This is a genomic window from Rossellomorea sp. DUT-2 (assembly GCF_052665285.1).
Genome location: NZ_JBQPEO010000003.1, coordinates 268931 through 290972, shown reverse-complemented (window position 1 = coordinate 290972; position 22042 = coordinate 268931). Strand labels below are relative to the sequence as shown.

The 22042-nt window shown below is 44.3% G+C and carries 20 protein-coding genes and 2 other annotated features; of the genes, 1 reads left to right on the top strand and 19 read right to left on the bottom strand.

Features of this window, described 5'->3' with window-relative positions; all coding sequences use genetic code 11:
• Window positions 1–11: 11 nt before the first annotated feature.
• From ACOSV2_RS12205 to ACOSV2_RS12145, 13 genes are all read right to left on the bottom strand, one after another.
• Entirely contained in the window at window positions 12–185 is a 174-nt protein-coding gene (locus ACOSV2_RS12205) for a hypothetical protein (RefSeq protein ID WP_181778067.1), read from the bottom strand.
• A 96-nt stretch (window positions 186–281) separates the two neighbouring features.
• Window positions 282–878 carry a hypothetical protein gene (locus ACOSV2_RS12200; RefSeq protein WP_428975307.1) on the bottom strand — a complete coding sequence of 199 codons (597 nt, stop codon included), beginning with the start codon at window positions 876–878 and terminating at the stop codon, window positions 282–284.
• Entirely contained in the window at window positions 875–2305 is a 1431-nt protein-coding gene (gene proS, locus ACOSV2_RS12195; RefSeq protein WP_428975306.1) for a proline--tRNA ligase, read from the bottom strand. The genes ACOSV2_RS12200 and proS overlap by 4 nt, the downstream gene beginning before the upstream one ends.
• A 153-nt stretch (window positions 2306–2458) precedes the next feature.
• Window positions 2459–2665 (bottom strand) — a binding site (T-box leader).
• A gap of 46 nt (window positions 2666–2711) precedes the next feature.
• A complete protein-coding gene (locus ACOSV2_RS12190) occupies window positions 2712–3737 on the bottom strand; it encodes a hypothetical protein (RefSeq protein WP_428975305.1) in 1026 nt (341 codons plus the stop codon).
• Window positions 3738–3761: 24 nt separating this feature from the next.
• On the bottom strand, window positions 3762–4985 hold the full coding sequence (locus ACOSV2_RS12185; protein WP_428975304.1) for an MFS transporter: 1224 nt from the start codon (window positions 4983–4985) through the stop codon (window positions 3762–3764).
• A 62-nt stretch (window positions 4986–5047) separates the two neighbouring features.
• Window positions 5048–5299, bottom strand: a binding site (T-box leader).
• A 51-nt stretch (window positions 5300–5350) separates the two neighbouring features.
• Window positions 5351–5992, bottom strand: a complete 642-nt coding sequence (locus ACOSV2_RS12180) for a hypothetical protein (RefSeq protein ID WP_428975303.1) — start codon at window positions 5990–5992, stop codon at window positions 5351–5353.
• On the bottom strand, window positions 5982–6533 hold the full coding sequence (locus ACOSV2_RS12175; protein ID WP_428975302.1) for a sigma-70 family RNA polymerase sigma factor: 552 nt from the start codon (window positions 6531–6533) through the stop codon (window positions 5982–5984). The genes ACOSV2_RS12180 and ACOSV2_RS12175 overlap by 11 nt, the downstream gene beginning before the upstream one ends.
• A 304-nt stretch (window positions 6534–6837) precedes the next feature.
• Window positions 6838–7038 (bottom strand): hypothetical protein, encoded by a 201-nt coding sequence (locus ACOSV2_RS12170; protein WP_113968695.1) that lies wholly within the window; start codon window positions 7036–7038, stop codon window positions 6838–6840.
• Window positions 7039–7385: 347 nt separating this feature from the next.
• Window positions 7386–8834 (bottom strand): carbon starvation CstA family protein, encoded by a 1449-nt coding sequence (locus ACOSV2_RS12165; RefSeq protein ID WP_428975301.1) that lies wholly within the window; start codon window positions 8832–8834, stop codon window positions 7386–7388.
• Between the two features lie 272 nt (window positions 8835–9106).
• On the bottom strand, window positions 9107–9829 hold the full coding sequence (locus ACOSV2_RS12160) for a LytR/AlgR family response regulator transcription factor (RefSeq protein ID WP_428975300.1): 723 nt from the start codon (window positions 9827–9829) through the stop codon (window positions 9107–9109).
• Window positions 9826–11565 carry a LytS/YhcK type 5TM receptor domain-containing protein gene (locus tag ACOSV2_RS12155; RefSeq protein WP_428975299.1) on the bottom strand — a complete coding sequence of 580 codons (1740 nt, stop codon included), beginning with the start codon at window positions 11563–11565 and terminating at the stop codon, window positions 9826–9828. The genes ACOSV2_RS12160 and ACOSV2_RS12155 overlap by 4 nt, the downstream gene beginning before the upstream one ends.
• A gap of 118 nt (window positions 11566–11683) precedes the next feature.
• Complete coding sequence (locus ACOSV2_RS12150) at window positions 11684–12526, bottom strand: YihY/virulence factor BrkB family protein (protein WP_428975298.1); 843 nt, start codon at window positions 12524–12526, stop codon at window positions 11684–11686.
• A 17-nt stretch (window positions 12527–12543) separates the two neighbouring features.
• Window positions 12544–12963, bottom strand: coding sequence for a hypothetical protein (locus ACOSV2_RS12145; protein ID WP_428975297.1), 420 nt, complete (start codon window positions 12961–12963; stop codon window positions 12544–12546).
• Between the two features lie 247 nt (window positions 12964–13210).
• On the opposite strand from ACOSV2_RS12145, the gene ACOSV2_RS12140 reads away from it, so the two are divergent.
• Complete coding sequence (locus ACOSV2_RS12140; RefSeq protein ID WP_044338940.1) at window positions 13211–13432, top strand: DUF1128 domain-containing protein; 222 nt, start codon at window positions 13211–13213, stop codon at window positions 13430–13432.
• A gap of 82 nt (window positions 13433–13514) precedes the next feature.
• Here ACOSV2_RS12140 and ACOSV2_RS12135 read toward each other — a convergent pair whose 3' ends face one another.
• The 6 genes from ACOSV2_RS12135 to ACOSV2_RS12110 all read right to left on the bottom strand — a co-directional run bounded on the left by ACOSV2_RS12135 (window position 13515) and on the right by ACOSV2_RS12110 (window position 22027).
• Complete coding sequence (locus ACOSV2_RS12135) at window positions 13515–14030, bottom strand: type 1 glutamine amidotransferase domain-containing protein (protein ID WP_428975296.1); 516 nt, start codon at window positions 14028–14030, stop codon at window positions 13515–13517.
• A gap of 83 nt (window positions 14031–14113) precedes the next feature.
• Window positions 14114–15421, bottom strand: coding sequence for a lysine N(6)-hydroxylase/L-ornithine N(5)-oxygenase family protein (locus ACOSV2_RS12130; RefSeq protein WP_428975295.1), 1308 nt, complete (start codon window positions 15419–15421; stop codon window positions 14114–14116).
• 519 nt (window positions 15422–15940) lie between these two features.
• Complete coding sequence (locus ACOSV2_RS12125; protein WP_428975294.1) at window positions 15941–16930, bottom strand: class I SAM-dependent methyltransferase; 990 nt, start codon at window positions 16928–16930, stop codon at window positions 15941–15943.
• On the bottom strand, window positions 16927–18243 hold the full coding sequence (locus ACOSV2_RS12120) for an FAD-dependent oxidoreductase (RefSeq protein WP_428975293.1): 1317 nt from the start codon (window positions 18241–18243) through the stop codon (window positions 16927–16929). Before ACOSV2_RS12120 ends, ACOSV2_RS12125 begins: the two co-directional genes overlap by 4 nt.
• Window positions 18244–18522: 279 nt before the next feature.
• On the bottom strand, window positions 18523–20964 hold the full coding sequence (locus ACOSV2_RS12115; protein ID WP_428975292.1) for a PAS domain-containing protein: 2442 nt from the start codon (window positions 20962–20964) through the stop codon (window positions 18523–18525).
• Window positions 20965–21097: 133 nt separating this feature from the next.
• Window positions 21098–22027 (bottom strand): pseudouridine-5'-phosphate glycosidase, encoded by a 930-nt coding sequence (locus tag ACOSV2_RS12110; protein ID WP_428975881.1) that lies wholly within the window; start codon window positions 22025–22027, stop codon window positions 21098–21100.
• Window positions 22028–22042 lie beyond the last annotated feature (15 nt).

Sequence of the window (22042 nt, the reverse complement as noted above, 5' to 3'; positions counted from 1 at the left end):
CGCCTTTGTCATTACTTGTCTTTATACCATTCTTCCTCTAATTCCTTCTCAATCTGCTCATCGGACAAGTATTCTTCATCCAGCTGCTGCACATGCTCGGTGATCCGGTTGAGCTTGGAATGCACGACCCAAAGGCTGACTACCACGACTGCCATGAATAAAACAAGGATGAGTTCAAACTCCATATAATCGATGCCTCCTTTACCTATGTTTATTAATCAAACACGGGAAAAAGAAGGCTTTAGGGAGAAAAAAGGCGAATAGGTCCGAAAGTCCCCTCTTCATCCGGAACTCACGAAATACCAGTGTTCATCCAACTTTTCTATCTTGTTGAAGTCCCCTCCAAAGTCACCTGTACGGGGTCTCTCCCCTGATGACGAATAGACAAACCCGGAGAAACTATCCAATATCCCCCGAAAGGTAAAGAAAAGGACCTTCATATCCTTCTCCTTCTTCTCTACCAGAATATCGCCTCCACCTTTGGACACACCTTGGTATTCCCCGGGGAGGTGAATGATAGAGTCATTGTAGGGTACATTCGGGGTAATTGCCCCTTCATTTATTTTATTCACCACACTCATTCGATCATCATGATTTCTCTTGAAATCCATCTCCAATATGACCTTTGTGAAAGGGAATAAAATCATGAAGATAACGGTAAGTACTTGAATGAAGAGCGGTATCCAGTTCTTGTTTTTAAAAACGTCTATAACGGCGAATATGATAATGACCAAGAAAAAACCTCCTGCCATCAACCAAAGAAAAGGCATCAAGAACGGCGTCAGGATGTGTACGAGTTCCCACTGAAAAAACGCCAGTGCCACTATCATCACACTGCTGGCTAGAGACAATAAGAGAATGACACTTCCCTTCTTCAATATGCTTTCGCCCAATAAACCAAATGTTTCGCATCCATACCACAACACACACATGTATCCGACACCAGCTCCTGCTCAAACGGCATGCACCGTGAAGTGGCACTCGTTTCTTCCTTGATCTTGTCTTCACAAGCTCGGTCCCCACACCACATCGCTTTGACGAATCCGCCTTTTTCCCTAACCATCACTTTGAAATCTTCAAACGTTTTAGCTACAGTGGTTTTTTCATCGCGATGAGCTCTTGCTTTCTCTAAAAGATTGAGTTGAATGTCCTCCAGAAGTTCAGCGACTTTCCCTTCAAGGTCTTCCATCGTGACCGTGATTTTCTCACCTGTATCACGTCTCGCCAATACCACCTGCCCGTTCTTGATGTCCCGTGGACCAACCTCCAAGCGAAGTGGGATGCCCTTCATTTCATATTCATTAAACTTCCAGCCCGGCTTTTTATCACTCGCATCGATGTCGACGCGGGCAACGCCGGCAAGCCGGCTTTTCAGATTATAGGCAAAATCAAGGACGCCTTCCTTGTGCTGGGCAATCGGCACGATCATCAGTTGAGTCGGTGCGATCATTGGTGGAACCACCAGCCCCCGGTCATCCCCGTGCACCATGATCATGGCACCGATGATCCGGGTGGTGAATCCCCAGGATGTTTGCTGCACATACTGAAGCTTTCCATCACGGTCCGTAAATTGAATGCCGAATGCTTTCGCAAATCCGTCACCTAAATGGTGGGAAGTTCCTGATTGCAAAGCCTTCCCGTCATGCATCAGGCTTTCGATCGTATACGTATACTTCGCACCGGCAAACTTTTCTTTTTCCGTTTTCTGTCCCTTGATGACCGGGATCGCCAGTAGCTCTTCGCAAAGCTCCGCATACACCTCCAGCATTCTCACCGTTTCATCATGAGCCTCCTGGTCCGTTTCATGACACGTATGACCCTCCTGCCAGAGGAATTCCAATGTTCGCAGGAATGGACGGGTCGTCTTTTCCCAACGGACCACATTGGCCCACTGGTTATAAAGCTTAGGCAAATCACGGTAGGAATGGATGATGTTTTTGTAGTGCTCCCCAAACAATACCTCAGAAGTCGGACGTACGCACAACCGTTCCCCCAACTCCTCTTCTCCTCCATGGGTCACCCATGCTACTTCCGGCGCGAAGCCTTCGATATGATCCTTCTCCCGTTGCAGGAGGCTTTCTGGTATGAAAAGTGGCATATACACATTTTCATGCCCTGTTTCTTTTATTTTCGCATCAAGGGCATCTTTGATATTTTCCCATAGGGCGTACCCGTAAGGTCTGATGATCATCGACCCGCGGACGCTTGAGTAGTCGATCAGCTCCGCCTTCGTCACGACATCCGTATACCACTGGGCAAAGTCTTCATCCATGCCCGTTACATCTTTTACAAATTCTTTTGCCATTTGAGAGCACCTCTTATTTTAAATTGGATTGGTTTAGTTATCAGCGGAAATCTGAATATATCAGCGTAATTTCCATTTTATCGGCGAAATCCCGGATTTATCAGCAAATCGCCCGTTTGACACCCATATAAAACAAAAAAAGCCCTGCTTCTCATCAGGGACCATTTCTGGCGGTACCACCCTGATTCAAAGCAAAGCTTTACACTCATTCCATGATAACGGTATCGGACCGCTGATATCTTCATTCGATACAGAACTTAGAGGCAGGTTCAAAGGTTCATCCATAGGAGCTTTTCACCAATTTAGCTCCCTCTCTTTAAAAGACAAGATTCTTTTACTGATCCTCGGCAATGTTTCAGTTATTTTAGATGATTATATATAGATATGCTGGGGCTGTCAATATTTGTTACAGAGAATAAATCTTCTCCATTTCCCGACTGAAGAAATCATTCCCATTTCTCGCATCAAAATCCCCGGCGATCTCTTCCGCAATCTCACTCATCACATCAATGGCAAATCCCGGACGATGGCCGGCTTCCACAAGCTTTCGGTGAAGGACAATCGCACTCATATAAAAGTAGAACATTCCATAAGGATCCTTCCCACTATCCGCATACTCGATGTGACGCTCCAATACTTTGATTCCCCTGACAGGCTCGGTCAGGGCAAGAAACCTGATATGTTCGGAAGCTTCGACCAAAAAGTGTGGTTTATCATAAATGAAAAAGTATCCTTCTGACTGATAGTGTGAGGCTTCCTCCACCCTACCTTCTTCAAGATAAGGCAAGAGCAGCTTACTATAGGTCAAGTGGGGAATTTCTCCACATGTCACTTCTTTTGATAATAAACGTTTTTCAATGGGTCGGGCTTTCTCCTTTTCCCCGGTAAAATAAAAATACTCAAGCTGTGTCTGATATTCACAGGCTTCACAGTCGGAAAGGGAATCCCTTTCCGACGCTATCCACTTTTGATAATACTCTTCCGCTTCTTCTGCATTCCCTGTTTTCAACGCCCGTTTATGCTGATGTTGATAAAAGGGACGCAGACTATAGCCATAACGGTCATACGCTTCTTGAAAATCACTGAAAAAGGCTTCTAACAGTTCTGTGTCAATGCCGGGCATCTTCACCAGGTGTTCCGCCATCCATTTATAGATCCAGAAGAAGCTTTCCACCCAATCCTGCAGGCTCTCTTCATTATCTAAAAAGAAGCCGTTGCACCACTCGAAGTGGTCGAATAATTCCTCATACTCCCCAAGATAGTTGACGGTCCTCATGATCCCGAACCGGCAGCAGAACTCCTTGTAGAGGTCCTTTTCTTTCTGCGCAATGAACAACAGATCTTCTAATCCGTTCCACTTCTCATAACTTGCTTCTTCCCGGTGCATCCACTCTTCCCACCGGTCCCAGTACTGATCTGCCGTCATTTTCATCCATTGACCCCCTTTGTGTCTTTTTTATTTATTATAACATTCAGCATTACGTCTCACCTGTTTTTCCCAAGAATTCCAGGTAGAGCTACTATATAAAATCACTGTGACCCCAAGCATGATGACAGAACCCGCTGCCACAACAAATCGAATCGACACCAGTTCAGCTCCCACTCCAATAAGCACCGTAGAAAGGATGACCAATACCCCTTCCAACAATCCATAAATACTGCCTACCCGCCCCATGATCTCCACGGGAATATGTTCTTGATAAAAGGTTTCAAACCCTGTCGTTGCAAAGGCCAGGGCGAAGGATAAAACAGCGAACCCGATCGCCGCTAATAAGAAACCTTCCGAGAAAGAATAAATCAGATATCCTCCGGAAACGAGCAGAGAACCAAATCCCATAAGATGCATGTGATGGAGTTTATGGGAAAGGGACGCATTCAGGATCGACCCCAGTACAAATCCTCCCCCTGCAATGCTTACAAGATATCCATACGTACTGTTCGAAAGGTGCAATACCTCTTTAGAAAATGCGGCCTCAAGGGAATCGAGCGCTGCAGTCATTACAATCAGGATGCTGAACAAGACGTAAAGGACCATCACATAAGTAGCGCGCCGGCTGAATCTCCACACCATCCGCCAATCCTCTTTGATGAAGTCCCATTTGGTATCACCTGTATCAACAGGGACCCCACTCTCTAGCTTCGGCAGGAATAGGGTGATCACTCCTGATAAAAAGAGGGCCAGTGCATTCATATAAAGGGCAAACGTAGGTGTCCCCATCATGAACATCAGTCCGGCAATTCCCGGTCCAATGAGAAACGCACCCGATCCAATCAGCCCCCTGAGAGCATTGAATCGCTGTCTATTCCCCCGGGGAATGATGGTCGTGATGTACGCCATGGACGCCGGATAAAACATGGCGCTTCCCATATTGATGATCAACACAACCGCATACACCCACAAACTCGACGAAAGAAAAGGCAATGCCGCAATCAACACCCCTCTGAAAAAATCAAGCCATGCCATCAGATTCCGCTTGTTGACCCTGTCAATCAAGCTTCCAGCCCAGCCATTTGTCAAAAGGGCCGCCACAGGCTTCAATACATATAAAACCACCACTGCCAGAGGTGATCCCCACTCGTCTAAAACAATCAAATTTATGGCGATTAAATAAATCCACCCTCCTACATTCGAAATCCCGATGCCTGACAGCAGCAGTAAAGGATACTTCCACTTCCTCATTGGTTATTCCTCCCCGCGATATGTTTTGTGAAACAAAAAAATCCCACCCCCAAGACGTTGATCTTGGGGGCGAGATTCTATATCGCGGTGCCACCCCAGTTCGTTAATATGTCGCCATACTAACCTTTTCAGGTACGGCCAACCGGCTTATACCCTAGCCCGATAACGAGAGCTCCCGTCACACCATCCCCTGACCCGGTTCCGATGCACTGCTCAGAGTCTTGGTTCAATACCGTCCCTCTTACTCCTTTTCAGCTGCCGGAGCTCTCTGTTAAAGAATTCAGGATATCTACTCTTCTCTTCATGGCATTTAATTGAAATTTTTATTATGATAGCATGTTTACGGAAGGAAGTAAATGGAATATTCACATCGGCAGTCTTTGATTCAACATTTCTTGGTATCCTGGTTTTTGTTTGATGATGGTGATGATGAGTTGTTGAAGTTCTTCAAGTTCCCTGGTATCTGACGTCGTTTCACATTCTGAATGATAGTACTCATATTCATCATTATTCATTCTTATCTTCATCATGTAATTCTCAAGGGAAAGAATGGTGCAATCTTCTCTGTAAGACAACGGTTTGTTTCCTTTCAGATCCAGGCGCTCTATTTTTGTATAAATCTCACTTTTTTCGTTTTTCGTGAAGGCCAGTGCTTTCACTTTCCCATCCTGATTTGTGATCGTGTCCGTAACTGTACTTATGGTCGTCCCCCCATCGTAATGAATCTCCACATCAAAGTTCGATTTATTTGTAAAATAACCACTCAGTTTCTCGCTCCCAAGGAATCCCCATTGCTCACCCTTTACTACGGCAAAAGCAAAAACGACGATAAGAACAATAGCGAAACTGATCAATGGAGCATACCACCTGCGCCGATACTCTTTTTGCGTCTTCCCCTCAGCCACTCTTTTCCGTACATGATCCTTCATTTTGTTGTTAAAATCGAATCCTTGTAATCCTTCATTTGTCATTTTTTTAACCTGTCTCTGAAGCTCTCTATCCATCATGATGCACCCCTTTTGGATACATTTTTTGCAGTTTCTCTTTCCCTGTTTTCAAACGGGTTTTAGCCGTATTGATGTTGATTTCCAAGCACTCGGCAATTTCCGTGATTTTCAGTTCCTCATAATAAAACAGGAATAGGACTTCCCTGTATTTGATTGGCAAAGATAATAACCTGGTATCCAACTCCCTGCCCATTTCCTTATGTATCGTTTGGGATTCCGGACATGAAATCCTGCTCTCTTGAATCCATTCACTCAGCTTATTTGTAAAAAGCAGTTTCCTCGTTTCCCACTTCTTGAGATGATCCTTACTCTGATTGATGGCAATCCGGATGATCCACGTCTTCAACGAGGAGTCTCCCCGAAACGAATCGTACCTTTGATAAAATCGGACAAACACCTCTTGAGCAATATCTTCAGCAAGACTGTGATCCTTCACATAAGAATAAGCGATATACAACACCTCTTTGCCGTATTCATTCATCACTTCTTCCAGAATATCCTCCTTTGACTCGGTGAATTCGCATTCCTGGACTTCATTCAATCGGAGATCACCTCTTTTCTAGTACTTTGACGACAGCGGAGACGAAAAAGTTTGATTTTTTTGGTGGAATTGATTTTCGAAGGGAATTGTGGTGGGATGATGAGGTTAATTTCGGATTTATCGACCTTTCACTTCGATTTATCGACCGCTATTGGGATTTATCGACCGTTTTTTCTTTATTTAAACCGTATTTTCAAGATATCGACCGTTCCTCATATAGCGACATATTTCGCACACCCAACCGCCAACATCAACACCAGCACAAAAAAAAGAGCACTCCCCAATTCCTGAGCGCTCTTCCCCATTAGCTCCCCATCTTACGACGAGTATTGCTGGGCTTCTTCGTTTGTTGACTTTGCATGCGTTGATTGGAAGCAAGGCCCCCAGTTGCTTGCTTGCCGCCTGCCTGAGCTTCTTTCTTCTTTGCCAGCTGCTGCTTCATTGCTTCCTGCAGGCTGATTTTTTTCTTTTCTGGCTGTATTTGCTGATCATTATTATTCGACATAATGGAATCTCCTTTTGAGACTACTAAATTTTTGAAACTACCTCTATTATAATACATCCACCACCAGAAAACATCTCAAGTTCCAAATAAAAAAGCCAACCCGTAAAGGATTGGCCGTCATTTTCTAGTGATATCCATTCTGCCCGTTAGCAGAACCGGATGTTTTCTGTTTCGGTTTGTGCTTGCCGTTTTGCTTTGTACCGCCGTCTTTTTTCGTTTTCTTTGTCATGCTGAATCACTCCTAATAATTAGTCGTCATCAAGAAAACTTGTGGTTTTTGAACCATTCTTATTTTGTGCCAAAAATGAAAAGAGTCTCCCGGTAATTACCGGAAAACTCTTTTCTAATCAAGCTGCCGTTTGAGGTACGTCTTCGTCGACTTGAATGACGGATCCATCGTTTAAGCGCTTTCTTAAAGTATAAATAAATGCTAAGATCGCGGCGATAGTTACAACTGTTGCTCCCATATACGCTGTGCTCATTGATAAACCGAATCCGATCGGAGCGCTCAGAATATATGTGAATGTCACCATCGTCATGAAGATCGCTGGAATCGTTGCGACCCAGTGAGGTTTCTTTTGCAGAGCCAGATACATGGCACCTACCCAAAGGGCAATCATCGCTGTCGATTGGTTCGCCCAGGAGAAATATCTCCATAATAGGTTAAAGTCGATTCGTGTCAACACGACTGAGATCACGAACAATGGAATCGCAATCCAAAGCCTGCTGGAGATTTTCACTTGTCCTACTTTGATATAATCGGCAATGATCATACGCGCACTTCGGAATGAAGTATCACCAGACGTGATTGGAAGAATGATAACACCAAGGATTGCCAGTGTTCCACCGATTGACCCAAGCATAAGAACAGATACTTCACTTACAACCGCTGCAGGTCCGCCTTCTTTCAAGATGGCATTCAGTTCACCCGGCTGGAATAAGCTCATGGAAGCTGCTGCCCAGATCATCGCAATGATCGCTTCTAAAATCATCATACCGTAGAAAATTTTCCGTCCGTTCTTTTCATTTTGAGTCGTTCTTGAAATGATTGGTGATTGTGTGGCATGGAACCCTGAAAGTGCCCCACAAGAAATCGTCAAGAATAATAATGGGAAAATCGCTACTGATTCAGGATGCATATTCGTTAAGCTGATCTCAGGAATATCCGCCCCTGTGATCACTAATCCTGCACCGATTCCTACTGCACTCACGACAAGCAGTGCTCCGAAAAGCGGGTAAACCTTACCGATGATTTTATCAATCGGTAATAGAGTTGCGACAATGTAATAAATAAAAATTGCGGCGATAATGACACCTAATGAAATCCAGGCTGGCGTCAGATTCGCGATTAATGCTGCAGGTGCTGTAACGAAAACCGTTCCCACCAGTACGAGTAAAAGAATCGAGAATGCGTTTACCACATGCTTCATCGTCTTACCAAGGAATCGTCCCGCAAGCTCCGGCAAATGAGCTCCTCCGTTACGGATTGAAATCATTCCCGTTAAGTAATCATGAACCGCTCCGGCAAAAATCGCACCAAGTACGATCCAAAGGAAGGCAACCGGCCCATAAAGTGCTCCCATGATCGGACCGAAAATGGGTCCTACACCAGCAATATTCAACAGCTGGATCATGGAGTTTTTCCCAGTCTTCATTGGAACATAGTCCACTCCATCCGCTTTTGCATAAGCAGGAGTCGAACGACTTTCATTGATTCCAAAAATTTTTTCAATTAATTTTCCATATGTGAAATAACCTATAATTAATACAACAATCGAGACCAGAAATGTGACCATGCTTATGATCCCCTTTCGTTCATTTATGAATACGCTTTCATTATAGCAATCATATTCACAGATTCGTCACATTCTGTTTAAGATGTCGGAAATTGGAGTTGAGGTGTTCTGTGGGAGGGTTAACATGCAAGGTGGAAAAGTTGGGTGCCTGGCACAATTAGACGTTCTGGTACAGGCACCGATTGCTCGATTGGTGCCTGGCACTTAAAACCAAAATTGTACCAGGTACAAACACTCCTCTTTGTACCTGGTACACTCAGAAAAAAACCCACCTACAACTCCAACCGCTCCCTCAATTCCTTCACATAATTCCGGCTCACCGGAATCGCCTCATCCGCTCCATGAACCTTCAACTGATACACACCGCTCCCCCACGGGATGAGTTCTTCCACGAAGGGCAGCTGAACGAGATAGCTTTTATGAACCCTGAAAAATGGATATGTACTGAGCTTTGATTCCAATTCCTTGATCGGCAAGCGGCACGTATACTTCTTTTTCTTCGTACAAATAAAGGTCTCCCGCTCTTCCCGGAAGATATATAGAATGTCTTTCGGGCTGATGAAAACAATTTTATCTTCATCCTGAACCGCCAGTTTCCCCATTGACGGGCTCTCGCTCTGCTCTTTCATTCCGACTTTCAGAAGATTCTTCAAGCGCTCGATCGTTTGTGCGAGCTGATCTTCTTCAAATGGTTTCAATAAGTAGTCAACGGCTTCCACTCGGAACGCTTTCAAGGCATAATCCGGATACGCAGTGGCAAAGACGATTTCCGGTTTGTGCTTCATTTTCTGAAGGGCTTCGGCTAAGTCGACCCCGCTCATGCCCGGCATTTCTATATCAAGAAATAAGACGTCGGGTTCTTTTGTTAAAATGATTTCCAATCCCTTTTCAGCAGAGCTTGCTTCTCCGACTACTTCCACCCATGAATAACCGCTTAATAGATGCTTCATTTCCTCCCGGCTATAGGGTTCGTCATCGATAATGGCGACTTTCATTCTTTCTCACTCCTTACCGTAAATTCAACCGTGGTTCCGTTTCCCGTTGATGATGTGATCGATAGTCCTGCTTCTTTTCCCATCATCATTTCCAATCGTTTGTTCACGTTATAGAGCCCGATTCCTGTACCGGACTGTGATTCTACGGGTTCAAGCAAAAGCTTCTCCACTCTCTCTTCATCGATCCCCGCACCGTTATCCTGAACACGAACAGTCACCTCATCACCATCCAGCTCAATCGAAATCTTCAACACAAATCCTTCTTCTATATTCTTCATACCATGCTTAATCGCATTTTCAACAAGAGGTTGCAGGGTAATCGAAGGGACTTTCGCCTGCAGGGCATCTTCGTCCATCTCATACACCACTTCCAGCCGGTCAAAAAATCGTGCTTCTTCAATGGCGAGATAGGCCCTTACATGCTGTCCTTCTTCATTAAGGGTCGAGGTGGATTTCGTGCTTCCTGTCAGATTCTGACGGACAAATTGAGATAGTGAAATCAGCAGAGTCCTCGCCTTATCCGGATTGATCCTCGTCAACGACACAATGACATTGATGGTATTGAACAAGAAATGCGGATTGATTTGTGCCTGCAGCGCCTTTACTTCCGACTCTTTCGCAAGCTCTTTATGGGTATCGATTTCAGCAAGCTCCAGCTGGTGACTAAGCAGGGTCGCAATCCCCTTTGTTAATTCCATCAGGATCGGCGTTATCTCTTTTTCCGAATGAAAATAGAATTTAAGCGTTCCGACAATTTCATCTCCTTTTAAAAGAGGCGCCATGATTGCTGCTCCCAATGGACATCCATTCCGGTCGCATTGAATATCCTCTCTTCCCACCTTCATGAGCTCTCCCGTTTCGATGACCCGTTTCGTCGCTTCGGTTTGAATCGGGCGCCCTTGTTGATGGTGATCGGAGGCCAGGCCGACATGAGCGAGGATGTGGGAAGTGTTCGTGATGGAAACTGCCAGAGCGTTCACATCTCTCATCAGGATTTCACACGTAGCCTGTGCAGAGGCGGCATTCAATCCTTTTCGCATATATTTCACCGTGCTATCAGCCAATCGCAATGCTTTCTGGGATTGAGCCGCTCCCATCCGCTCTTCTTCATAAAAAACACTTTTAATGATCAACAGGAAAATCCCGGCTCCGACTCCATTTGCAAGGATCATCGGCCATCCGATATCAGAAACGAGTAAATAAGCATCATCAAACGGCTTTGACAATAGAAGAATGAGAAGCATCTGCATCCCTTCTGCGACAAATCCAACCAAAAACGCTTTTTGAGGGGAAACAAGCCTGTTTTTCTTTTCCCGCTTCCCGATCCACCCTGCCAGCAATCCCGCTAAAACCGTCGAGACCCCGCACGAGAATGCCGTGAATCCACCGAGAAAATACCGGTGGACCCCAGCGACCAATCCAGCTCCTAGTCCGATCCATGGACCACCCAGTAACCCGGCGACCACGACACCGATCACCCTGGAATTGGCGATCGCTTCATTCTGCTGAAGATGCCACTGCCATTTTGTATATTCTTCTTGAAATGGATTCACGATCAATCCTGTATATGTACCAACGATCCCAAAGAAACCAAACAGCAGGATAAGGAGCAGAGTCTGGGTTTTCTTTACATGGGTCCGCTTCTCGATTAAATGACGGAAGAAGCTGATCCTCGTCATGACAAAGGCTATCGTCACAATGATACCAAGCCTCTCCACCATCGCAGCTATCAACATAGGCTCTACCTCGCTTTCTATTTCACATCAAAAAAGAAGACCCCCTTAAACACGAATGTTTAATAGAATCTTCCCCTACTTGAACCTGTACTATGTCCGGGGAATGATTTCCCCTATTTTAACACGAATCTTTATCTTTAATCGTTACAAGTGCATTGATTTCTCCGCCGATCATGATGATGATTCCGGTTAAGTAGAACCAGATCATGAGGACGATGATCCCCCCGATGCTGCCGTATGTGGCCGAATAATTCCCAAAGCTTCCGACGTAATAAGAAAAGGCCAAGGATGCGAGTACCCAGCCAAGCGTCGCAAAGATTGCTCCCGGGAATGCACTTAAACATTTGATCCGTTTACTTGGAGCAAAGAAATACAACCCAACGAAAATAATAAACAGGATGATGGGACTGATCGCCCACCGAATCCCGTTCCATACCGTTAAAAATTGCTCTGAAAATCCGAATTGAGAAAATAATAAAAGACCGATCTGTTTCCCGAACACCGGAAGCAAAAGAGCTATGACAAATACGAGAATCATGGCTAGTGTCAATAGAATAGACATGAGACGGGTCGCAATGAATGATCTCGTTTCCTCTACATCATAGGCACGATTTAAACTTTTCACGATGGCATTCATCCCATTGGACGCCGACCATATCGTGGCGATGATACTGACAGACAGTAAACCGGAATTCCGGTTCGACATGACGTCCTGTAGCGTTTCCTCGATCATGGACATCGTTTCTCCTGGTGCAAAATCCCTGACCAGACCCAGTATGTCTCCCTGCTCGACGGGAAGGTATGGCAAGAGTGTTACGATAAAAATCAGCAGTGGAAAGAGCGATAAAAGAAAGTAATAGGCAATTTGCGCGGCCAGCCCCGTTACATCATTCGCACTAATATGTGAGAAAAGACTTTTAGAAAATCCTTTCCATCCTCCTTTGACCGTCTCATCCGACATGTACTCACCTCGTTTCGTTAATACCCCTTAAATGAAGACGCAATAGGTTGACTCTCTTCACCCTGAGTTGTTAGTTCATTGGACGTTTCCCTATCTGAAAACGTATCCTTATAAGCTTCTGAAGAGTCTTCAAAGGTTTCCTTTGTCTCCTCGATGATCTCTTTCACCTGCGGGGTCATCCCTTTGATTTCATCCACTTTTTCACTGATAAAATGAATATCCCTGCTGACTTGATCGGCTGTCGTGCGTAATTTCTCATATACTTCCTTCGATGACTCGACCAGTCTTTGTGGATTTTTTGAATACGTTGATAGATAATTCCCGCTGTTCTTTAAAGATGTCCCCATTTCCTGACGAGTCGTTTTATCCAGCAGGGAAAGAAGACCTCCTGCTACGGCACCTAACAAAACCCCTTTGAAAAATTTATTGCTTCCCATATGTATTACCCTCCTTTAAATTCTTTAGATTATTTTCTATAAGAATGGCTAAAGTTCCTTCATGAGCACAAAATTGATACCATGAACGCTCTTTTTTAACGTTTTAGCTTACCTACTCATTTCCCATTCCTTAATAGTGTAAAACATTCTCCGAAAAAAATCCTTATCGGGAGGAAGTTATGTTGACAGGGTGAAGGAATCATGGAAAGATAAATGTAATGAATGCACGTCAGAAAGGACGATCCAAATGGATTTATCACAAAACACAACCGAAAATATTGAATTCATGGTCACTGCCATCAAAGAAAAATTAAAAATAGTCAATGCCGGTGCCGTAAAGCCAGAAGATTTCAATGAAGAAATGTATGAAGACCTTCACGACCTTTATGTAATGGTCGATCGCAAGGACAGATTCAGCCCGAGTGAAATGACTGCGATTATTGAAGAAATGGGTAACCTGCGTAAATAATAGTCAGTCGTGATAGGAAAAAGGGGACATTCCCTCTAAGGTACAAAATACCTTGGGGAATGTCCCCTTTCATTTACTTGTCCTATTTTGAAAGAAGCGCCAGTGATTCACGGTTGAATGCCGGAAGATCATCCGGTGTCCTGCTTGTCACAAGCTGGTTCCCGCATACGACGACTTCTTTATCTTCGTACGTCACACCTGCATATTCCATATCTACTTTAATGGACTTGAAGCCTGTCGCTTTTCGTCCTTCCAGTGCTTTTGCCGTAATTAATAATTGTGGACCGTGGCAAATCGCGAATACCGGTTTCTTCTCATCCATGAAATGCTTCGTGAATTTAACGAAACGGTCATCTGCACGCAGCTGATCCGGAGAGAATCCGCCTGGTAATAATAGGGCATCAAAGTCTGCAGGATTGATGTCATCAATGCTTTCATCGATTTTCACCGTTGCATCCCCCTGCTTGCCTTTCACTGATTTTCCTTTTTCTTTTTCAATCGTCACAACTTCATGTCCTGCTTCTTTAAACGCTTTTTCAGGATCTGTAAATTCTACGTCTTCAAACATGTCTGTAATTAACGTTGCTATTTTAGCCATAAAATGAAACACTCCTAGTTATCGTTTGTTTTTTTTTCACACATGTACTTTACCCTTTGTGTATAAATCCAAACACGACTCCCTTATTTATCCATCGTGAATTGAGAAAAGATCGTGTTCCTCTGCACTTCATATACCTCTTTACCAACGATGTCGTTGATGATTTGAATATTCCTGTCCACAGCCAATCCTAAGTTCGTTGCCCCTGCACCGTGAGAATGCTCCAGGCTCGTCACCGTATAGAAATGATGCCCCCTGTCTCTGTTCTCTTTGAATTCCAGCTTATAATTCCGGGAGACTTTATACTTCTTCTCATCTTCCCAGACAATTTTGTCCTCGAACTCCTCAAAAAACCATTCGGGAATATTCGGCTTATAACCCGTCGCCAAAATCACCTTATCCGTCTGATAAGAAAAATCACGCTCTTCTTGCCATTGACGGCAATTCAGGACGTACTGATCCTCCTCTTTCCGGATCTTATTCACTTCCGTTAAAGGCTGGATCGTGATGTCCGGCGAGTGATCACTGACCGAATGATTATAAAGGATGTTGTAAATATTATTGAGGGTATCCGGATCGATCCCATTTCTGAGCTGATCCAACGTTTCTAATGCCTCCACACGCTTCTCATACGTCAATCCATGAAAATAATCCACATAGTCAGGGGCAAAGAATTCCTGCCCGAGCTTCGACGACTCGAGCTGCAAGATCCCTTCGGAACGGGTTAGCCATGTAAGCTGATAGGAATGATCCTTCTGTTCTTTTAAAAGGTCAAAGAACACCTCGGCAGCACTTTGCCCGGACCCGACAATCGTAATCGATGATCCTTCCATCGTCGTGTTTTTATGGAACAGATACTTACTCGTATGATGGACGTCCACATCCGGCAGACCATCCATTCCGTCTAAAATCAACGGCTTGCTTCCCGTACCCATCACCACATGCTTCGCATAATAAATCTCACGCTCGTCGGTCAACCGGTTATCGATCACAACCTTATAGCAGTAGCCCTCATCCGTGACCCCGATCACTTCACTATGGAATTGACAGCAGCTAAGCTGACTCACCACCCAGCGGGCATAATCATTGTACTCCTGCCTCGGCATTTCAAACTTTTGAAAAAAGAAAAATTTATATAAACGATTATGCGTATGTAAATAATTCAAATAACTGTACCGGCTCTGTGGATTCGCAAACGTCACCAAATCCGCGATAAATGGCACCTGCAGATCCGTCAGATTGATCAACATCCCCGGATGCCACTGAAACTCCGGAGTCTGATCAAAAAACTTCACCTTCAGATCCGTTTTCTCCTCCATCAACGCCGCCAAACTTAAATTGTACGGCCCGATCCCTATACCGATACAATCATATACATCCTGTCTTCTCAATTGGCACTCCTCCACATTTGTAATCATCTTTCTATTTTTACCCTAAAACGATGGGTGATTACCCTTTTTAGTGAAAAAATTGTGACGGATGTGTGCGGTGGGTGAATATTTTGACTCTTGAATTCCGCTTGATATTTAACAGTTGATTTTTAAACGGAATTTGACTGTTAAAATATACCCGAGATTCAGCTGCTGAACTATTTGATTGATTTGCCTTAAGAATTGCACCCTCAACGGTGTTTTTTATAATTCGCTATTGAATTTTGGGTTCGGGAAAGGGACAAATGTGCATTAATGCGGTACTTTAAAGGGGCCGCGAAACTTTTTATTATCGAATTTCCAATATATATTATCGACTTACTGATTATATTATCGACTTTTCAGATATATTATCGACTTTGGCACTTTTATTATCGACTTTTCAGTTTTATTATCGACTAAGAAAAATCGACACAAACCACCTCCGCCACACGCCAACAACACACAACCAAACAAAAAAACCGATCCCCGTTAAAAGGATCAGTTCTTCCTGAATATCATCACGTACCATCCGCCTTCTTTCACGATCGGTTCGACGGATTCCACTTTGAAGTTTGTTTTACCGGCCAATGTCTCCATCTCCTTCTGCGACGGAATCGGATACAGGTTCTGGAATGTCATGAAGAAGCTGTTGAAGGCACTGGAAAACTGTTGCCCATGCTTTGATTTCTGCATCGGGGTCAGAACAAAGAACAAGCCTTCTGATTCCAGCCACGTCGATGCTTTTTCAAAGAATTGCAGGCGCTCGGACGGATCGATATAGTGAAAGAGATTATTGGCCATGATCATATCAAAGAGCTTTTCAGGCTCATATTCATGTAGGTCCTTACAAAGGATTTCAATATTTTCATAGTCTTGAAGAGACTCTTCAGCAGCCTTTGCGACGGCTTCATGAATCTCGACCCCTACCATTCTCTTATCAGGATAGCGGTCTCCTATTCTCTTCACATATCCGCCTTCACCACAGCCAAGATCCAATATCGAATTCACATTATACTTTTTAATCGCCTTCTGTACCTTTGGAAAGGCAAAGCGCTCTAACAGAATCGACGTTTTTGCTACAGTAGAACCATGGACATCCGAGTTGAAATGCTGCTTCGTTTGATTACGTAATAATTGTGGATACGACAGCAGGGCCGGTATGTGCAGCTCCATCATCTCTTTCAACAAAATGCCTGATGAATGCGGGTCCTTCTTTGAAGTCGGCAGCTTCCAGCGGTTCCTCGTGGTGACTTTCCCATCCTCCACCCGCTTCATATGCTTAATGGTGATCCCGACCTCTACCCACTGTTCAAGGAGGTCCATTTCGATGTTTTGAGCAAGTGCGACTTCCTGAATGGAGGCAGGCTTTGTAAAACGATCAAACAGATCCATTTCATAGCCTACGTAGGCATGCCAGCTGTACAGGAATGGAACATTCTTTTTCATCCATGTTCTTGCCCTCCATACTTTCACCATTTCCCCGATCATAGTAGGCCCTCCTTTCCTTTCCAGGGATAATCCTGGATTTCTGTAAACTTAGTGTTTGATTTCTCTTCTTTTGTCAACGAATCCTTTCTGATCGGGAGCACTCCCCCCTGGACCATCCGGTCGTACAGGGTTTCTCTCCACATGCCGAGACCGGATATGTTGAGCATCTGCTTGTAATGGGAGATTGAATCCCTCTCCATGCGCTGAAGGCTTTTATTTCGCAGCCAGCCGACCGGGCGATACGGATACGAGTAGACGAGGGCCGATAAATGACTGAGATGCATTTGATGGGCCACCCTTCTTTTCCGGACCTTTGGATACCATTCCAGATTAGCCGGATCTAATCTACCGGCCGAATACATATCACACAACAGTTCTCCAAGAATGCTCCCATCCTGTATGGCCATATTCATTCCTTCTCCTGCCATGGGGTGAACCGTGTGCACCGCATCTCCAATCAGGGCAAGATGGTCCTTCACATAGGTTTCCGCATGATATTTCAAGGGAACCATCAGCTGGATTTTCTTCCAGTCCTCAATTTGGTTCACGTAGCCATCGAGATCGGGACACATTTGAATATAAAGCTTATGGAATTCTGAAATCGGTTTTTTCCGAAGGGTCTTGTATTCCCCGGCTGGAATGAGATATACGGAACGAACTTCATTGTTTGGTAAGGGGAATAAACCCAAGAATGATTGATAGGTAGAAATGATACGTCCCTTCACCATTTCCTTGGGCCGTGGAAATGTCACCGTTAAGAAATGATGGTTGTACTTTTTTTCCTTCACATCCACTTCCATATAGTCACGGGTGACAGAGCTTCTTCCTTCTGCCCCGATAATGAAATCACTATGAATCTCTTGTGCCTCTTTCGTCTCGCGATCCTCGGTGATCACGGTATGACCGTCTATTTTCTTACAAACGGTATTTGATTGATAATGGAAGGAAGGGTACTCCTCTCCTTTTTTCCGTAGAATCTCCTTTAACGTTTCATGATGGATCATTAATGAATAGGGGTATCGGCTGGGAAGAATCGAGTAGCTCATCGTGGAGTTCTCAGCTTCTGATTTCGCACTTTTCAATTCAATGAGTTCCAAATCGGAAATGATATGACCATTTTTGAAGACGGAGTCAATGACCCCCAATGAATCAAATATTTCCAGACTTTTTGGCTGGAGGAGCTCTCCCTTGTATACGGAGCTTGGCCCTGGTAACCGTTCCACAATCGTTACGTCTATATTGCACTGTGCTAATTTCAAGCCAAGTGTCAGACCGCCAATTCCTCCACCACTAATCAAGACGTTTGTCTTCATCTCTCCTCACCTCTTTCTCTCTCTTTAACCTTTTCCCAGGATGTTGAAACGTGGCGATGTGCTCCCGTTCAATCGCCATGAGTAGACAAGTTCTTATGAATGAAAAGAGAAATAAGAAATTTGTAGAACGTACTATTTCCCGGAAAATATCAGCTTTTCATGATTCTATTCTCTGGTATTTACATTTTTTGTCGGAATATTCCCTAATGGCCATTCGACAATTCTCGAGGAAATAAAAAACTCCACAGCAAGAGTTTCCTCTCACATGTGGAGTTCTTTCTATCTTTCTTTTGCAATCGGCAGCAAAATCGTTACGGCCGTTCCTTCCGTTACATTGCTTTGGATCGATAGTGAGCCGTGATGCTCTTTGATGATTTTCTGGCAAATCATCAATCCAAGACCGGTCCCTTTTTCTTTCGTGCTATAGAACGGTTCACCTAAATGCTTCATACGCTCCGGCGGTATTCCGTTTCCGTTGTCCTGGATGGAGATTTTCGCATAACCGTCCTCTTTTTCAAGTTGAACACTCAGGAGACCCCCACTCGGCATGGCTTCCAGGGCATTTTTCATGACATTTAATATGACCTGTTTCATTTGGTGGGAGTCACAATAAATTTCCGCTTCTTCCACAGAGAATCTTACATCGACTCCTTGCTTCAGACATTCCATCTTAATGAATTCAACAGAGCTTGTGAGCAGGGTCGTTAAGGACGTCAGGGAAAATTGAACGGCTCTTGGTTTCGCCAATGCGAGAAATTCATTGGTGATGATTTCGATTCGATCGAGCTCTCCCTGGATGACCCCCAAGTAAAAGTCATCCTTCGCGTTTTCTTTCATCAGTTGAAGGAAGCCTTTCAGGGTCGTCAGGGGATTTCTGATTTCATGGGCCACTCCTGCTGCAAGCTGTCCGATCATCGCTAACTGTTCCGATTTCTTCAGTAAGTCTTCATTTCGTTTCTTCTCGGATAAATCCCGGATGATGGCCGAAATACCGATCAGGTTTCCATCGTCATTTATGATCGGGTTCATGTTAAAGGCAATTTCGATCGGCGTGGCGTCTTTTCGGTAACGCACCGTTTCATAGTCTTTTATTCGCTTCCCGGCCTTGATGGTCATTAAATTCTGTCTGAACTGTCCTACTTGGTCTTCCTGGTGAATAAAGGTGATTTTCCGTCCTGTAATTTCATCCTTTTTCCAGCCGAACATCGATTCAAACTGCTGATTGACCTTTAATACGCTTCCCTCTGGATCTAAAAGGACAATCCCGTCTCCGGCATGCTCGAAGTACGCTTCCAGTAATTCTTTCGCTTCCTTTAGTTCTTCTTCCATCTTCAGTTTTTCTGTGATGTCCTGTCCGAATCCATAAATTCCGATGACCTTGTTTTTGACCCTGATCGGGATGTTGGTGACCGCTACATGGCTTTTGCCACCTTCTCCATTTTCGAAGGTGGTGACAAATCTTGACGCTTCTCCTTTAAGGGCGACTTCAAAGTGATTGATGGCTGAATGCTTACTGCCTTCCGCGATGAATTCACTGAAGTGACTGCCGATCATATGAGGAGAGATATGATTCCACTGCGTTTTCACAGCGGGGTTTACCTCCTGGATGATCCCTTTTGTATCGACCATATAAATATTGTCAGGACTGTATTTCACAATCGACTTATACTTTTGTTCGCTTTCGATCAGTTTTCTCTGAATATCTTTGATCAGGGAAATGTCCGAAATGGAACAGATGATTTCCACGACGTTTCCATCCTGCACCACTGGAACGATGGAGGCGATATACTCTAATTCCTTGTATTCATCCTCATACGTCAACTCTTCCCCTGTTTCCCATATACGCTTTAGTTTAGGTTGGATTTTACCTAAGTGATGGGAATCAAATACTTCTTCAATGGTTTTACCAATCACCTTTGAAGGAGTCAGATTCAATTTTTTTAATAGCTCCCCTGCCGCCATTTCGATCACAAATTCATTGCCTCTCTTGTTGATCTTATAGGTGATCGTCTTTTGGAGCCGGAGCGTGTTCTCGAGTTCCGCTTTCAATGAAACCAGTTCGTTTTCATAGTTTTTCTTCTCCGTGATGTCGTGAAGGATGATTCCGACACTGTCTACGGTCCCATCACTTTTGTAATTGGCCGGGGAGATTGTAATATTGCATGTAATCTTCCGTTCCTTATTCATTATGAAGGTTACTTCTTCCCCGGTTGTATTCACTCCCCTTATTCCGTTCATCACTAAGGTGATAAAGGATTGATTCTGAAGGGGTGTTTGATTGCAAAGGGACTCACCAAGAACGGTATCCGGAATATGAAACAGCTCCTGAAAGGACTGATTCATTTCCACTACCTTCCCTTTTTTATCAAGGATACATACACAAGTCGGGGTGTTATAAATAAGAGACTCATATATGGCCGAGCGGGAGTTATTGGAATAATCATGGGAAACGTGCTTCTCTCCACAAGCCTCTGGAACAATCATCACTAATTCTTTTTGCTCATCCATCTGTTTTCGTTTAACTGTGTAGGTATAATGATTTAAGCGAATGGAACAATTCTTTTCTTCTAACATTCTCTGAAGAAGATTGTCTTCTTGCAGGGTCAATCCTTTCCACTCTTCATTTCCCTCTATAAAAGCTTGGTTTTTCACATCTATTATTGCAGCCGGGACTGGAATCGAATCAACACTCAATGCATGATAGGGTTGCATATCAGCCATATTACCTTCCTTTTTCGTAACGTTATTTACCACCATTTTACCCTACCTCTAGTTACATATAAATGATCAATATATTTAAATGAAAAAACCCGGGCTTTTACAATCTGCCCCGGGTTCACTATTTTCACATAGATTAGAAGCTTTCTACCTTAGCTAACTTGGCGTAAAGAACCGCAATATCGGCTCCTAAGTGAGCATTGTTCTTCACAAGGGCGATATTCGCTGTAAGGCTCTTTCCGTCTGTTAATTCCTTTACTTTACCCAAGAGGAATGGCGTTGCTTCCTTTCCGGCAATCCCTTGTTCATCCGCTTCATTTAACGCTCTTTCTATGATTCTATTCATCTCGTTTTCATCCAGGGCATCCTCGGCAGGGATCGGGTTAGCGACCACCACGCCTCCCTTCAATCCAAGATCCCATTTCGCTTTTAAAATATCAGCCGTCTCTCCGGGCGTCTCTACTTTATAGTTCACTGAAAAAGGACTGCTCCGTGTGTAAAAGGACGGTAAGGATTCTGTTCCGTACCCTAGGACAGGTACTCCTTTTGTTTCCAGGTATTCCATCGTCAAACCTATATCCAGAATGGATTTTGCCCCTGCACAGACTACGGCCACATTCGTCACGGCAAGTTCTTCGAGATCCGCCGAAACATCCATCGTCACCTCTGCATTTCTGTGAACTCCGCCGATGCCCCCTGTCACGAAAACAGAAATATCAGCTAGCTCCGCGCAAATCATGGTAGCAGCAACCGTAGTCGCTCCGTCCTTTTTAGAAGCAAGGATATAAGGGATGTCGCGGCGACTTGCCTTGATTACATCTGTTGCCTGCCCTAAATATTCGAGCTCTTCATGGGACAACCCAATCTTGATTTTCCCGTTCAAAATGGCAATCGTTGCGGGAACGGCCCCCTTTGAACGAATGATATCCTCTACTTCACGGGCGGTCTTCACATTTTGTGGATAAGGCATTCCGTGAGAAATAATCGTTGATTCCAATGCCACAATCGCCTTCCCTGTCTTTCTGGCTTCTGATACTTCCTGCGAGTATTCAATATATGAGTCGATATTCATGTACATTTC